The organism is Nocardia sp. NPDC055053, from assembly GCF_053608285.1.
On record NZ_JBSGVD010000014.1, the window covers coordinates 129,726 to 142,378 of the forward strand.

The 12,653-nt window shown below is 64.3% G+C and carries 17 protein-coding genes and 1 tRNA gene; 8 read left to right on the forward strand and 10 right to left on the reverse strand.

Going from position 1 to position 12,653, the window contains the following annotated elements; genetic code table 11:
- The first annotated feature begins 4 nt into the window (after positions 1-4).
- The 4 genes from ACWF82_RS17205 to ACWF82_RS17220 are packed head-to-tail and all read left to right on the forward strand — an operon-like array spanning position 5 to position 2,859.
- Positions 5-304 carry a WXG100 family type VII secretion target gene (locus ACWF82_RS17205; protein WP_452502190.1) on the forward strand — a complete coding sequence of 100 codons (300 nt, stop codon included), beginning with the start codon at positions 5-7 and terminating at the stop codon, positions 302-304.
- Positions 301-1,653, forward strand: coding sequence for a putative toxin (locus ACWF82_RS17210; protein ID WP_452502192.1), 1,353 nt, complete (start codon positions 301-303; stop codon positions 1,651-1,653). Before ACWF82_RS17205 ends, ACWF82_RS17210 begins: the two co-directional genes overlap by 4 nt.
- Positions 1,654-1,672: 19 nt before the next feature.
- Complete coding sequence (locus ACWF82_RS17215) at positions 1,673-2,473, forward strand: HEAT repeat domain-containing protein (protein WP_452502194.1); 801 nt, start codon at positions 1,673-1,675, stop codon at positions 2,471-2,473.
- A complete protein-coding gene (locus ACWF82_RS17220; RefSeq protein WP_452502196.1) occupies positions 2,470-2,859 on the forward strand; it encodes a YbaB/EbfC family nucleoid-associated protein in 390 nt (129 codons plus the stop codon). The genes ACWF82_RS17215 and ACWF82_RS17220 overlap by 4 nt, the downstream gene beginning before the upstream one ends.
- Before the next feature lie 50 nt (positions 2,860-2,909).
- Here the strand turns inward: ACWF82_RS17220 and purD are convergent, their stop codons facing one another.
- On the reverse strand, positions 2,910-4,184 hold the full coding sequence (gene purD, locus ACWF82_RS17225) for a phosphoribosylamine--glycine ligase (protein WP_452502198.1): 1,275 nt from the start codon (positions 4,182-4,184) through the stop codon (positions 2,910-2,912).
- A gap of 205 nt (positions 4,185-4,389) precedes the next feature.
- Between purD and ACWF82_RS17230 the strand changes: the two genes are divergently transcribed.
- On the forward strand, positions 4,390-4,767 hold the full coding sequence (locus tag ACWF82_RS17230; RefSeq protein WP_189029989.1) for a PH domain-containing protein: 378 nt from the start codon (positions 4,390-4,392) through the stop codon (positions 4,765-4,767).
- Positions 4,768-4,780: 13 nt separating this feature from the next.
- Positions 4,781-5,206 carry an HIT family protein gene (locus tag ACWF82_RS17235; protein WP_452502201.1) on the forward strand — a complete coding sequence of 142 codons (426 nt, stop codon included), beginning with the start codon at positions 4,781-4,783 and terminating at the stop codon, positions 5,204-5,206.
- 152 nt (positions 5,207-5,358) lie between these two features.
- Here the strand turns inward: ACWF82_RS17235 and ACWF82_RS17240 are convergent, their stop codons facing one another.
- From ACWF82_RS17240 to ACWF82_RS17280, 9 genes are all read right to left on the reverse strand, one after another.
- Positions 5,359-5,580 (reverse strand): hypothetical protein, encoded by a 222-nt coding sequence (locus ACWF82_RS17240; protein ID WP_452502202.1) that lies wholly within the window; start codon positions 5,578-5,580, stop codon positions 5,359-5,361.
- A 23-nt stretch (positions 5,581-5,603) separates the two neighbouring features.
- Complete coding sequence (locus tag ACWF82_RS17245) at positions 5,604-5,825, reverse strand: DUF7336 domain-containing protein (RefSeq protein WP_452502204.1); 222 nt, start codon at positions 5,823-5,825, stop codon at positions 5,604-5,606.
- Between the two features lie 19 nt (positions 5,826-5,844).
- Positions 5,845-7,116, reverse strand: a complete 1,272-nt coding sequence (locus ACWF82_RS17250; protein ID WP_452502206.1) for a hypothetical protein — start codon at positions 7,114-7,116, stop codon at positions 5,845-5,847.
- A gap of 3 nt (positions 7,117-7,119) precedes the next feature.
- On the reverse strand, positions 7,120-7,395 hold the full coding sequence (locus ACWF82_RS17255; protein ID WP_452502208.1) for a WXG100 family type VII secretion target: 276 nt from the start codon (positions 7,393-7,395) through the stop codon (positions 7,120-7,122).
- A gap of 23 nt (positions 7,396-7,418) precedes the next feature.
- Positions 7,419-7,760 carry a WXG100 family type VII secretion target gene (locus ACWF82_RS17260; RefSeq protein ID WP_452502209.1) on the reverse strand — a complete coding sequence of 114 codons (342 nt, stop codon included), beginning with the start codon at positions 7,758-7,760 and terminating at the stop codon, positions 7,419-7,421.
- Positions 7,761-8,246: 486 nt separating this feature from the next.
- Positions 8,247-9,179: an SMP-30/gluconolactonase/LRE family protein gene (locus ACWF82_RS17265; RefSeq protein ID WP_452502211.1), complete on the reverse strand. Its 933-nt coding sequence runs from the start codon at positions 9,177-9,179 to the stop codon at positions 8,247-8,249.
- 116 nt (positions 9,180-9,295) lie between these two features.
- A tRNA-Thr gene (locus ACWF82_RS17270) sits at positions 9,296-9,367 on the reverse strand.
- Between the two features lie 125 nt (positions 9,368-9,492).
- Positions 9,493-9,729, reverse strand: a complete 237-nt coding sequence (locus ACWF82_RS17275; protein ID WP_022565839.1) for an MbtH family protein — start codon at positions 9,727-9,729, stop codon at positions 9,493-9,495.
- Between the two features lie 107 nt (positions 9,730-9,836).
- Entirely contained in the window at positions 9,837-10,670 is an 834-nt protein-coding gene (locus tag ACWF82_RS17280; protein WP_452502213.1) for an alpha/beta fold hydrolase, read from the reverse strand.
- A gap of 173 nt (positions 10,671-10,843) precedes the next feature.
- On the opposite strand from ACWF82_RS17280, the gene ACWF82_RS17285 reads away from it, so the two are divergent.
- Both ACWF82_RS17285 and ACWF82_RS17290 read left to right on the forward strand, forming a co-directional pair.
- Entirely contained in the window at positions 10,844-11,002 is a 159-nt protein-coding gene (locus ACWF82_RS17285; RefSeq protein WP_019044795.1) for a hypothetical protein, read from the forward strand.
- 66 nt (positions 11,003-11,068) lie between these two features.
- Positions 11,069-12,598 (forward strand): alpha,alpha-trehalose-phosphate synthase (UDP-forming), encoded by a 1,530-nt coding sequence (locus ACWF82_RS17290; RefSeq protein WP_452502215.1) that lies wholly within the window; start codon positions 11,069-11,071, stop codon positions 12,596-12,598.
- Positions 12,599-12,653 lie beyond the last annotated feature (55 nt).

Genomic DNA, 12,653 nt, shown 5'->3' on the forward strand with positions numbered 1-12,653 from the left:
CCTGATGGCACTTTTCTCATACGATCTGTCCGCGATGACCCAATTCGTCACCGATCTCGACACCCGCATCGCGACGTTGGAAACCTATCTCGCCGACGCCCGCACCACCGCCGCGACTCTCGCCCAGGAATATTCGGGGGAGGCAGCAGACGCTTTTGCCGAAACTCACACGAACTGGCAGGCCACCGCTGCGGACCATCTCGTTGAGTTGCGGGAGCTTCGGCGCCATGTCGATAGTTGCCGCCAGAACTATGCCGACGCTCGTGAGGCCAATCGCCAGATGTTCGGCTGGTCAAACGGATGACCGACATCGATCCCGAGTCCTACTACAATGCCGCACGACAGCTGACCGGCACTAGCCGGGACGTGGAGCGTGATCTTCGAGCCCTCAAGTCCAAGTTGACGGTCGCCAACTCCGCCGGGAGCTATTTTCCGGGAGGAACCCGGTGGGGCCAGAATTTCGACCAGGCAGCCACCGATATCTTCGAAGTTGCTTCGACCAGCGCAATGGCCGCACGCGAACTGGGTTACCAGGTGCACTGGGCCGGACTCAATCACGCCCATGCCGAGAACAACAACAACCCGAAAGCTAATCAGCCGACCCCTGCAGCACAGGACGGCACTACGCTGAAGATAAATCTGCACCCTGGCGAGTACGCGGCAGGCGGTCAGCACGATACGCCATCCAACTGGGACTTGCTGAGGGGATTGGTTACCCGCCCATGGGCCGATAGCGACCCCGCAAGGATCACGAAGGCAGGCACCGATTTCGGCGATTGGGGTCGAGCCACCAAGAGAACCGCCGACACGATGCGCAATTTTGCAGTATTGAAATGGTCCGCCGAAGAGAAGGCTGACGTCGAGGTCAGCGGAATCATAGATGAAATCAACAACGTGCACACGGCATTGCACGACTCCGGCGAGCTCGGCACATACCTCGAGACCGCCTGCAAATCGGTAGGGACGATCAGCGCGGACAATCGTGCATTGATAGTGACTTCGCTCAACATTCTCCGGATCATCCTCCTGTCTTATGAAGCAGACAAATTTGCCCTGAAACGCCTTCCCGGGTTCATATCGGGGCCGATAATCAGGGCGATAGAAAGACTTGAAGAGAAAACAAAGAAGGATTACGCCAGCGCAATCGACGGGTTACTGAACGAAATAAATGAACACGTCGACCAAGCGATTGGCAACTGCCAGGGCATCTACGCGGCAGCAAGTGGCGACGTACAGTTCTTGTCATCTATCCTGAATCGAACACCGCGCAACGCCCAACCAATTCGCAATCGCAATAGGGACGACAACGAAGAAGCCGGCGACCGCGGCGAGGAAAGAGCGGGGATCCCGCTGCCCGCCGGCCAAAGAGGAGTAACGGTAAACGGTGACACGATATACCCTGACTACATCGATGTAGGAAACAAGCAAGTGGTCGAGGTGAAGAATGCAAACGAGCTGGACGACCGCTCGATCAAGCAGATCAAACTCGAAACCATATACGCGCAGAGTCAGGGCTATACCATGGTTCTGGTAACCGACCACCGAACAAACATAAACGATCCCGATATTCAACATATGATTGATACCGGGCAAATCCAGCTGGTCAGGAAGGAGCTAGACGATAACAATGACGCCAAACCCAAACCTCGATAGGTCATCGGAGCTCCGGAAGTTGCGAGAGCAGATCGCGCGGATAGAGTCGGGGACGGAAGACATCGCCGAGGCAGCCGCCGAGGCGCGAGCGAAGGCCCGCATCCAGGAACCCGAGAAGATTGCGCAGCAGGAATGGTCGGGCGCTAACTATCCGGGAATGCCGGATGGTGACGACTGGCTTGAGAATATTCCGCCGGAATACGTTGATGGCGAGCGCGGGTTCGAACTGCGACTCGCTCAGGACCTGGCCGCCGTCGGAGTTCGATGCTTCAGACTTGCCGACCTCGACAATTACGTCGGCACCGACCCGCAAGCGGTACCAGTTTTCACAGATTGGCTGGCCAATCTTGACAGAAAGATTCCTGGACCCGAGACAACGCACCGGCAGGGGATCCGCGCCCATCTGCTGCACAACCTCGCCGATCCGGTTGCCTACGGCGATCAAGCAGCGATCGCCGCGTTGATTGCGCAGCTTCGGCGAGACCCGCCGATGCCAACTGATTTGCAATGGTGGGCAGGCGGCGCACTCGACAAGATCGCGGGGCCGGAGAACTATGCTGAAATACTCGGTCTGTTCAACGAACTGACAGATGACAACCCGCGTGCCGCTCTACTCCCGTACCTCGGACGATCGAAGACCCCCGAAGCGATACAAATCGCTGTCGATGCACTCGCCGATCGCGGCACCCGCCAATGGGCGATTCAAGCTCTCATTCTCGCGGAGGCGGACGGCACTCTCCCGCTCATTGCCCGCTATGCCGACGATGAGAGCGAACAAGTTCGCGATTGGGTCCACACAGCGATGGAGCAACTCGAATGACACCGAACGATTCCGAACTGGAAGCCGCCGCCGACGAGTTCGAGGCCCAGTTGCGGGCCATCGAAGCCAACAGCGAGCAGATCGCCCGAATCGAGGGGGAGGCACGGACACCGGATGGGGCAGTCAGGGTTCGAGTGAATGCCATGGGTCTCCTCCTCGATGTCGAGCTCGGCCGGACTACGTCGAACGCAAATCGGGAATGGCTCGGACGCACGATCGTCGAACTGACGGCTGCGGCTGCCCAGAATGCGGCTGCGCAGGTCGACAACCACTATGCAGATCTCCGCGCTGCGCAACGAGCGGTCCAGGATCGGATCACCGATGTAGACCGTGTCCAGGGCCAATTTCTACGCATGGTGTCCAACAGCGTCCAACGCCCGACATGAACGCGAACGACCGATGGAACTCTGCTGAGGGCGCAGCGCAGAAGTGCTAGCTACGTCGTCCGCTCGGGAACAACCACCTCGGTCGCGCCGATATCGGTGCGGAAGTGGCTGCCGGGGAGCTTGATCTGGGCGAGCCGGGCGTAGGCGCGTTCCCTGGCCTGGGCGAGATCCGCGCCGACGCCGACGACGTTCAGCACACGGCCGCCCGCCGAGACCAGCGCCTTGTCTTCGCGCTGGCTCGTACCCGCGTGCAGCACCAGCGTGTCGCCGACCAGCACGCCGTCCTCGGCGCCGGTGATCACGTCACCGGTGCGGGGGCGGGCCGGGTAGTTCTCGGCGGCCAGCACGACCGTGATCGCGGAGCCGTCCTTCCAGCGCGGCGGCTCGACCTCGGCCAGGCGGCCGGTGGCGGTGGCGTGCAGGAGTTCGGCGAACGGGCTGTCGAGCAGGGCCAGGACGGCCTGGGTCTCGGGATCGCCGAAGCGGCAGTTGAATTCGACGACGGCGGGGCCGTTGGTGCCGATCGCCAGGCCCGCGTACAGCAGGCCGGAGAAGGAGCTGCCGCGCGCGACGAGCTCGGCCGCGACCGGCTTGACCACGTCCTCGACGATCTCGTTCAGCGTCTCTTCGGGCAGCCACGGCAGCGGGGTGTAGGCGCCCATGCCGCCGGTGTTGGGGCCGGAATCGCCGTCACCGACGCGCTTGTGGTCCTGGGCGGGCAGCAGCGGGACCACGGTCTCGCCGTCGACCAGACAGAACAGCGACACCTCGGGACCGTCCAGGAACGACTCCAGCAGCACCGGGTGGCCCTGCTCGAGCAGCTCGGCGCCGTGATCGCGGGCCGCGCGGCGGTCGGCGGTCACCACGACGCCCTTGCCCGCGGCCAGGCCGTCGTCCTTGACCACCCAGGTCGGGCCGAAGCGGTCGAGCGCGGCGTCCAGGTCGGCGGGGGTGTCGACGATCTCGCTGTGCGCGGTCCGCACACCGGCGGTCGCCATCACGTCCTTGGCGAACGCCTTCGAGCCCTCGATCCGGGCCGCGTCCCTGGACGGACCGAACACCGGGAACCCGGCCGCGCGCACGGCGTCGGCGATGCCGAGCACCAGCGGCACCTCGGGTCCGATGACCACGAGATCGGCGGCGACCTCGGCGGCCAGCGCGACGACGTCCTCGGCCGCGCACGGATCGACCGGGCGTAGCTCGGCATGCTGACCGATGCCCGGATTGCCCGGGGCGGCGATGACCGCCGTCACGGACGGGTCCCGGCGTAGCGCCAGGACGAGGGCATGTTCACGGGCTCCGGAACCGATGACGAGTACGCGCACGGTCACAGATTAGTCGCGCACTTCGCACCTGCTTCGCACGCCCCAGCCCGCTACCTGGTCGCGGTATCCGGTACCGGCCGCCCGGCCGTGGCCGTGGGTCCCGGCACCGGGAATTCACCCGCACACTCCACCCACATCGGGTTCGCTTGGGGGACAATGGTGCTGGCGGGACGACGGGTCCGCCAGCTGCCGAGGGGAGCACAGCATGGGTCTGCTCGACGGAATGATGGGCAATGCGGGCCGCATCGACCCCGCCGCCGCCCAGCAGGAGTACGCGAGGCTGTTCGGCCAGGGTGAGCAGGTCTACTCGGCCTTCATCCTGGTGCGCGACGCGATGCTGTTCACCAACCGCAGGCTGATCCTGGTCGACAAGCAAGGCGTCACCGGCCGCAAGGTCAGCTACCACTCCATCCCCTACCGCTCTATCACCCACTTCGCCGTCGAGACCGCGGGCACCTTCGACCTCGACGCCGAGCTCTACATCTGGATCGGCAGCGGGAACGAGCCGGTCAAGCAGCGGTTCAACCGTCAGGTCGACATCTACGAGGTGCAGGGCATCCTGTCGCATTTCGTCGGGATCTGATTAGGCTCGCCGCATGGCATCCGTCTTCAACGCGATCATCGCCGGACAGCTTCCCGGCCGCTTCGTCTGGGAGGACGACGAGTTCGTCGGCTTCCTCACCATCGCCCCCGTCACCCAGGGCCACACCCTCGTCGTGCCGCGCGCCGAGATCGACCAGTGGCAGGACGTCGACCCCGCCGTCATGGCCCGGCTCACCGGCGTCGCCCAGAAGATCGGCCAGGCCGTCCGCATCGCCTTCGACGCCCCCCGCGCCGGCCTCCTCATCGCGGGCCTGGAAGTCCCCCACCTGCACACCCACGTCTTCCCCGCCTACACCATGGGCGACTTCGACATCTCCGGCGCCGACACCGCCCCCAAACCCGAATCCCTCGACGAGGCCCGCGACAAGATCAAGGCCGCCCTCCGCGAACTCGGCTACGGAGCCAACGTCCCCGACTGAGCCTTGCCCGCCGAGGGTTGTGTGAGTTCGCACACCTCGGTGGACATCGGTCCGGACCTCTGTGGCGAATCGTTCAACCATGCACGGATCGTGCGGCGAATGCGTCACCGGAAGTTGCTTTGCAATATCCAGTCAGAGTTCAGCCAATCCCCTCACAGCCGAAGTTCTTCAAAGCCACTCGTCCAATGATCTTCGTCGACCGTATATCGCTGTACTACAAAATTGTCGGGGTATTCACGAAATCCTGGCGCAGCACTAAGGCGTGCAGCAGCCGCCCGTGCAGCACCCTCCGACACGTACACGCCGATTCGCTTGGACTCTTCAGTGCCATCTTCCTTTGTGTACGTATGTTCGAGCAGATACACCGAGTCCATCGAAGCCTCCACAGGTAGTGTGCTCATGTGCTTGCGGAAACAAAGCCGCCGGTCCAATGATCTTTGCCCACCGTATATCTGTCCACACTGAAATTATCGGGGCGGTCACGAAATCCCGGCAACTTCTTCATTCGATCTACTGCATCGCTGGCTTTCAGTTCCGACGAATACAGCCCAATCGTACGGATGACCTCCTCCCCATCTTCCAATTCGTACCAATGATCGACCACAAATATTTCGTCCATTCACATCTCCATCAGCGCACTACTTGGGGTCTTGCCAGGCACGATCACCATACTTCTTGATCTTGTTGAACTCACTCTTCGGTCCCGTCCCCTCCCAATTACCGGGCCCATACTGCTCATCCATCAGTCGGCGCGCATAATCTTTCCCGCTTTCACCTACGAATGGCGGTCGACCCTTGGCCCAGCTTGGCACATCATCTGCCTTTTCTTTACCCGAGCCAGAGGTTGGCACCTTCTTGGGCCGATCGACCGGGACAGCGTCGTCGTTGGCGGCGATGTATACCGCCATGCCGGCGATCGCCGTGACCGCGGCGCTGACACCAGCATTGGTGAGGTCGGGGATTCCGGTGAATCCGCCTGTGGCAGTGCCCGCCGCGACGACAGCGCCGAAGATCATCAGGAGGCGGCTGGCGGTCACTGTGTTCTTGATGATCAAGGCGGTGCTCTCGACGATCTCGACCGTGATCACCGCACCACCCGCCGCTGCGCCGCCGGAGGCGAGTCCAGCGGTGAAGACCGCGGTGACCGCGACGACGGCGATGGTGATGCCGATCGCGGCTGCGATCTCGATGCCGGCTTGGGCAACGGCGGATTGAATCTCCGAGCGCATGTCGGTAAGCGCCGTGTGATGCTCGGTGACAGGCGTGACCATGCCCTTGGCGGCCTCGGCTACGAGTTTCGCGGCCTGCTCGAGTGTGTCGAGCTTTTCCTCGATACCGATGATGTTCGGGTCGGTGCTGCCCTCGAACTTGGCGCCGATCCCCTTGATCCGGTCTTCCGCACCGGCGATGTAGCCACTCTCGGCGAACTTCTTCCAGGCATCGCGCGCCGTAGCGAGCTTGGTGGCGTCTCCGTTGGGAATCTTGCCGACCTTCTCCAGCAACCCGACGACAGCGCCTTCATCCAAGCCCGCGCCGTTGTCACCCTTGGCGGTGACGGGTAGCGCCATCCCGGAGTCGTACAGGGGTTCCGAAACCGATGGTCGTGCGGGTTCAGCGCCACTGGCCGTGGCTCGGTTGGAGTGCCACCAGTTGTAGCCGTTCGCTTCCAGCACGTCACCATATCGGCGAAGCGCGTTCGCCAAGGTAGCGGTGAGAGTGATGATGTCGGCGGCGTGCCGGTCGTAGGCGGTGGTCCACTCCCCGCATTTCTCGTGGTCCCCAGACATTCCACCGCACTCATGTTGCAGCGTGGAGTTCAGCGGGCCCAGTGCAAGGCTGATATCGTCGGCGAGCAGATGACATTTTTTCGCGGCATCATAATACATGCCGGAGTCGATGGTCCAAGTCATCGGCTAACCGCTTTGCAGCATCCGCTTGTTGGCATCCGCCGCCGTGGAATAGCGACCGTGAGCGGCCTTCGCCGCGTCGCTCATATCACTTATGCCCTCGGCGAATTCGCGTGCCCCCGTGATCCACTGCTGGTGCGCTACCTGATAGGCATCCGCCGCGAGCCCCTCCCAGCTGGTGCCCTTCAGCTTGGCGACCTGATCATCGATGTCATCGAGATGATCGGCTACAAACCCAGCCAATCCGGCCAGGCGAGCCACGATCTGATCGAGCTGATCCATATCGACAGAAAATTCCGAACCCATTACAACTCCGATAGATCGAGGCCAATCATATTGAGAGAGAACTGATTCGAGACATCTTGACTCTGGAACGTGTCGGCGGTGACACCCAGCTTCTCGGCCATCTCGGTCAAGGCTGTGCAGATCTGGCGGCCGCCACTGCTTGTTTCGGTCCAACCGGTACCGAATTCGTCGGCCAGATCACCGAGCCATCCGCCGCCGAGCAAGGCCTCGACATCCCCACTCGCCGAATCCAACGCTGCGCGCAGCGTTTCGGCGAGACCGTAGACGTATTTGCCGACGTCACTGACTTCGTCGGGGACCACCGACAACGACTGACCGTCGCTCCCCCCAGGAGTACTCATGGCGGAAGACGCTACCGGACAACGACATACGGGACCAACCCTGGCTGGGCGGCGAAGGGCAGTCATGGATGGTGGCTCATCAGCAGGCAAGTGCGGATCAGGGCAGGTCGATTACGAACGGTAGGGAAATGTCAAAATCAGCGCCGCCGAGATGGCGCACACGGTGATCAGCGTCGCCGTCCCGCTGCCGCCGACCGCGATCGAGGTCATCACCAAGGACGAGCAGGCTCGGCGCGCCGAAGCTCCGACACTGCCGGAGCTGATATCCGCCCCCGAGGTGGGCGAACTCCTCGGGGTAAGCCGTCAGCGGGTGCACCAGCTTCGCTCGACCCCGGCGTTCCCGCAGCCGCTGTTCGAATTGCGTACCGGTCGGGTGTGGGGATGCGGTACCGATCCGCAAGCTCGCGCAGGAATGGGACCGCAAGCCAGGCCGACCGAGGACCAACCGCGCCTGACAGATTCTAGTTCGCCAGCGCCTGAGCACCCTCAGGCGCTGGGTGGGGTCAACTCCGTAACGGTGCCGAGGAAGCTCGTCACATAGAGGGCGTGCGCGTCCCAGCCCGGGCCTGCGCCGAAACGGACCGAGGAGGACAGTGGGAGTCCGTCGGCGATCGTGCAGGATTGGCGGGTGTCCAGGTCGACCTGCTGGATTCGGCCTGCGACATTGAGCGCCACGTATGCCTTGCCGTCCGGGCCGACGGTCAGGTCGTCGGCCGCGTTCAGTGGGCCGTATCCGGGGATCACGGTTTGCGGGGCCGGCTTGGCGGGGTCGGCGTAGTCGACGAAGGTGACCACTGTTGTCGGGTCGAAGGTCGTCGAGACGACGAGCCGATCGCGGGCGCGGTCGAACGCGAGGCCGTTGGTGGAGGTGAGGGACGGTGCGTAGGGTGACGCGCTGCCATTCGCCGCTACTCGCGTCATGGATCCCGCGCCGACGTCCTTGCTGACGACGAAATCGCCGTTCGGCAGCTGCGCCAGGCCGTTCGGCATCGTCAAGCCGGTGGCGACCGTGGTGACCGCGCCGGTGTCGAGGTCCAGCGCGCGAATGGTGCCGTCCGCGCGGCCCGTCAGCGCGGCCACGGCGCTGTTGCCGGTCGTGAAATAGGCCGTGTCGCCCACGACGATGACTCCGCCGGGTCCGTCGATACCGCCCACCGCGACAGACTTCGCGCCGTCGGCCGCCAGGCGCTGTAGCGAGCCGCCGACTCCGGTGGTGGATTGCTCCGACAGCAGCAGGTTGCCGCGGCCGTCGAAGGCGAGATTCTCGAGCAACCCGTAGCCGGACGCGACCGTGCGCTGTGTCCACTGTGGACACGATTCCGGTGCGGCGGCAGCCGGGTTCGCCGCGGGCAGCAGCGCGGCCGTCGCGATGACGGTCAGCACGCCGATTGTCCGGAATGCCGGACGAGAGAGGTTCATCGGTTCTCCAGGTAGTTCACCGGTGAACTCACCCTATGCCGAACGCTTCGCGTATGAGTGCAGTTGCACGAAAGGCCTCCGACTGCGTTTCAACGCAGTCGGAGGCCTGTTCTCGGAGCCCCCTGTCAGGATTGAACTGACGACCTTCGCTTTACAAGAGCGGTGCTCTACCACTGAGCTAAGGAGGCGGGTACTTCATCGCCCCGGAGGGCAGCGACCATCATAGCGGCACGCGGCGGCCGCGTGGCATCGGTAGGAGTGCCACACGGCCGTCACGCTCAGCGAGGTCCCGGCGCAGTATCGGTGTTACTGCTCAGGACTGGGCGCGGGCCGCATCGTCGGCGGCCATCGCGTCACGCAGGCTCTTGGGACGCATATCGGTCCAGTTCTTCTCGACGTATTCGACGCACGCGGCCCGGCTTTCTTCACCGAACACGACACGCCAACCCGCCGGGACCTCCGCGAACGCGGGCCACAGGGAGTGCTGCTCTTCGTCGTTGACCAGAACGAAGAAGCGGCCGTCCTCGTCGTCGAAGGGGTTGGTGCTCAATTTCACCTCACTGGATACTGGCGCTGTGTACGGGATCGCTCAGGGGTGCGCACCCCCGGGCGTTGTGTCGACCCTAGCAAGGCAGACGTTACGTGTAGGTGGTTACCTCAGCCCGCGAAGAAATCGAGCAGGATCTTGTTGACCGCCTCGGGGCGTTCCAGGTAGCCGTAGTGCCCGGTGTCCGGAATCTCCTGGTACCTGGCGCCCGGGATGGCTTCGGCAACCTCCCGTGACAGATAAGGCGGAATCATCCTATCATCGGCGAAGCCAATTGCCAGGCAGGGCACCGTGATTGCGCGATAGGCGGCGATCCGGTCGAACTCGTGGTCCATCGCCCGCTGGGCCCGGATTCCGGGGGTCGCGGCCCCGCCGGTGAACTCGAACAGATCCAGCCAATCGCGGGCGGCGTTGGTGTCGGCCATGGTCGCGGGTGACAGATTCATCACCGCGGTCAGGGCCGCCTCGAATTTCGCGGGCAGCTGCACACCGGCGGCGTCGAGGTCCTGTTCACCGGCCGACAGCGTCTTCTGGAACTGGTCGAGCCTGCCGTGGCCAGCCATGAAAACGGCCTTGCGGACCAGGTCGGGACGGGCCAGCGCCAGCTCCTGGGCGACCCTGGCGCCCATCGAGGTGCCCGCGACCAGGGCTGGCCCCTCGTCCAGGAACTCGATCAGCGCCGCGGTGTCGGCCACCAGCTCCTCGATCCGCATGCCATCGGCCGCCTCGAACGACGGCGCGATACCCCGGTTGTCGAAGACGCACACGCGGTACCCGGCCGCGACCAGCGCGGGAACCTGGTGCAGATCCCACACCCGGCCCGGCGACCCGGTGCCCATGATCAACACCACCAGCGGACCGCCGCCCTTGACGTCGGTGCCCTTGGTACGGTCGCCCTTGACCTGATAATTCAGTGCGATGCCGTTCACCGTGGCCAGTGGCATGAAAGAAACCTCTCTGCGGAGTGGAGCTGTCCGACAACCACGGTAACGGGACCGCCACGACACTGCACCGGGGTGGGGTGATCGGGTCGGGAGTTCATCGGCCGTGCACAGGCGACCGATAGTATTGGCTACTCGCACGCAGAGCGTTTGGGAAACCGGGAGGACGAACCACTATGGCCGCGAAGAGCAGCGCCAACGACATCGCCGACGACGAGCTCGAGCCGCTGGCCGACGAGACCGCTCGCCAGGCCCAGCGCGTCGTCGCGGCATACGCCGAAGACGCCGACGAGTGCCGGATGCTGCTGTCGATGCTCGGCATCGGCCCCAGCTGACCCTCCCCTACGACCACAACCTCAAAGCGGGACCCTGCGACGCGCAAAGGATGCGTGAGTGGACCAATGATCGATAAACAGTCCAACGACCGTCCGTCCGATGAGAGCGAATCCGTCGCGAGCGGTGCGGGCTCGGGGTTCGTCGTCGTGGCCAATCGGCTGCCGGTAGACCTCGAACGCCTGCCCGACGGCACGACCCGATGGAAGCGCAGCCCCGGTGGTCTGGTGACCGCGCTGGAGCCGGTCCTGCGCAGCAACAAGGGGGCCTGGGTCGGCTGGGCCGGTGTGCCCGACGTCGAGGTCGAGCCGATCATCGAGGACGGTCTGGAACTGCATCCGGTGCCGCTGACGGCGCAGGAGGTCGAGGACTACTACGAGGGGTTCTCCAACGGCACGCTGTGGCCGCTGTATCACGACGTGATCGTGCGCCCCGTGTACGACAGGGCCTGGTGGGCCGCCTATGTCGAGGTCAACCGCCGGTTCGCGGAGGAGACGGCGAAGGTGGCCGCCGAGGGCGCGACGGTCTGGGTGCAGGACTACCAGCTGCAGCTGGTGCCGAAGATGCTGCGGATGCTGCGGCCCGACCTGACCATCGGTTTCTTCCTGCACATCCCGTTCCCTCCGGTCGAGCTGTTCATGCAGATGCCGTGGCGCACCGAGATCGTCGAGGGCCTGCTCGGCGCCGACCTGATCGGCTTCCACCTACCCGGCGGCGCGCAGAACTTCCTGTACCTGGCCCGCAGACTGGCCGGTCAGCCCACCTCGCGCGGCACCATCGGCGTGCGGTCCAAGCTGGGTGTGGTGCAGGTCGGCTTCCGCACAGTGCGCGTCGGCGCGTTCCCGATCTCGATCGACTCCGCCGAGCTGGACGAGCATTCGCGGCGCCGTTCGGTGCGCGAGCGGGCCGCCAAGATCCGCGCCGAGCTGGGCAATCCGAAGAACATCATGCTCGGCGTCGACCGCCTCGACTACACCAAGGGCATCGACATCCGGCTCAACGCGCTGCAGGAACTGCTGGAAGAGGGCCGGATCGACCCGACCGAGACGGTGATGGTGCAGCTGGCGACCCCGAGCCGCGAACGCGTGCAGAGCTACATCAAGATGCGCGGCGACATCGAACGCCAGGTCGGCCGGATCAACGGCGAGTTCGCCCGCGTCGGCTACCCGGTCGTGCATTATCTACACCGCCCGATCCCCCGCGACGAGTTGATCGCCTTCTTCGTCGCCGCCGACGCCATGCTGGTGACCCCGCTGCGTGACGGTATGAACCTGGTCGCCAAGGAGTACGTGGCCTGCCACAGCGACCTCAACGGCGCCCTCGTGCTCAGCGAGTTCACCGGCGCGGCCGCCGAGCTGCGCCAGTCCTACCTGTGCAATCCGCACGACCTGGACAGCGTCAAGGACGCCATCGTCGGCGCGCTCGACGACGACCGCGACACCAAGCGCCGCCGGATGCGCTCGATGCGCCGCCAGGTGCTCACCCACGACGTCGAGCGCTGGGCCCGCGCCTTCCTCGACGCGCTCTCCCACGGCAATGTCGCCGGTTCGGCCCTGCTCAGCGAAGACGAGGACGTGTTCGGCGAAACGTCGCGCTGAGCGGCACACAGCGACCTCACAGCATGGGTCCAGCCACTTCCCAGCGAGGTGCGCG

What these genes read in the sequence shown, in the direction of transcription:
- ACWF82_RS17240 (WP_452502202.1), bottom strand. Translation starts at nt 5,580, where the DNA reads ATGGACTCGGTGTATCTGCTCGAACATACGTACACAAAGGAAGATGGC.
- ACWF82_RS17280 (WP_452502213.1), bottom strand. Translation starts at nt 10,670, where the DNA reads ATGCCACTGGCCACGGTGAACGGCATCGCACTGAATTATCAGGTCAAG.
- ACWF82_RS17235 (WP_452502201.1), top strand. Translation starts at nt 4,781, where the DNA reads ATGGCATCCGTCTTCAACGCGATCATCGCCGGACAGCTTCCCGGCCGC.
- ACWF82_RS17260 (WP_452502209.1), bottom strand. Translation starts at nt 7,760, where the DNA reads ATGAGTACTCCTGGGGGGAGCGACGGTCAGTCGTTGTCGGTGGTCCCC.
- ACWF82_RS17285 (WP_019044795.1), top strand. Translation starts at nt 10,844, where the DNA reads ATGGCCGCGAAGAGCAGCGCCAACGACATCGCCGACGACGAGCTCGAG.
- ACWF82_RS17255 (WP_452502208.1), bottom strand. Translation starts at nt 7,395, where the DNA reads ATGGATCAGCTCGATCAGATCGTGGCTCGCCTGGCCGGATTGGCTGGG.
- ACWF82_RS17245 (WP_452502204.1), bottom strand. Translation starts at nt 5,825, where the DNA reads ATGGACGAAATATTTGTGGTCGATCATTGGTACGAATTGGAAGATGGG.
- ACWF82_RS17250 (WP_452502206.1), bottom strand. Translation starts at nt 7,116, where the DNA reads ATGACTTGGACCATCGACTCCGGCATGTATTATGATGCCGCGAAAAAA.
- ACWF82_RS17220 (WP_452502196.1), top strand. Translation starts at nt 2,470, where the DNA reads ATGACACCGAACGATTCCGAACTGGAAGCCGCCGCCGACGAGTTCGAG.
- ACWF82_RS17290 (WP_452502215.1), top strand. Translation starts at nt 11,069, where the DNA reads ATGATCGATAAACAGTCCAACGACCGTCCGTCCGATGAGAGCGAATCC.
- ACWF82_RS17210 (WP_452502192.1), top strand. Translation starts at nt 301, where the DNA reads ATGACCGACATCGATCCCGAGTCCTACTACAATGCCGCACGACAGCTG.
- ACWF82_RS17205 (WP_452502190.1), top strand. Translation starts at nt 5, where the DNA reads ATGGCACTTTTCTCATACGATCTGTCCGCGATGACCCAATTCGTCACC.
- ACWF82_RS17265 (WP_452502211.1), bottom strand. Translation starts at nt 9,179, where the DNA reads ATGAACCTCTCTCGTCCGGCATTCCGGACAATCGGCGTGCTGACCGTC.
- ACWF82_RS17230 (WP_189029989.1), top strand. Translation starts at nt 4,390, where the DNA reads ATGGGTCTGCTCGACGGAATGATGGGCAATGCGGGCCGCATCGACCCC.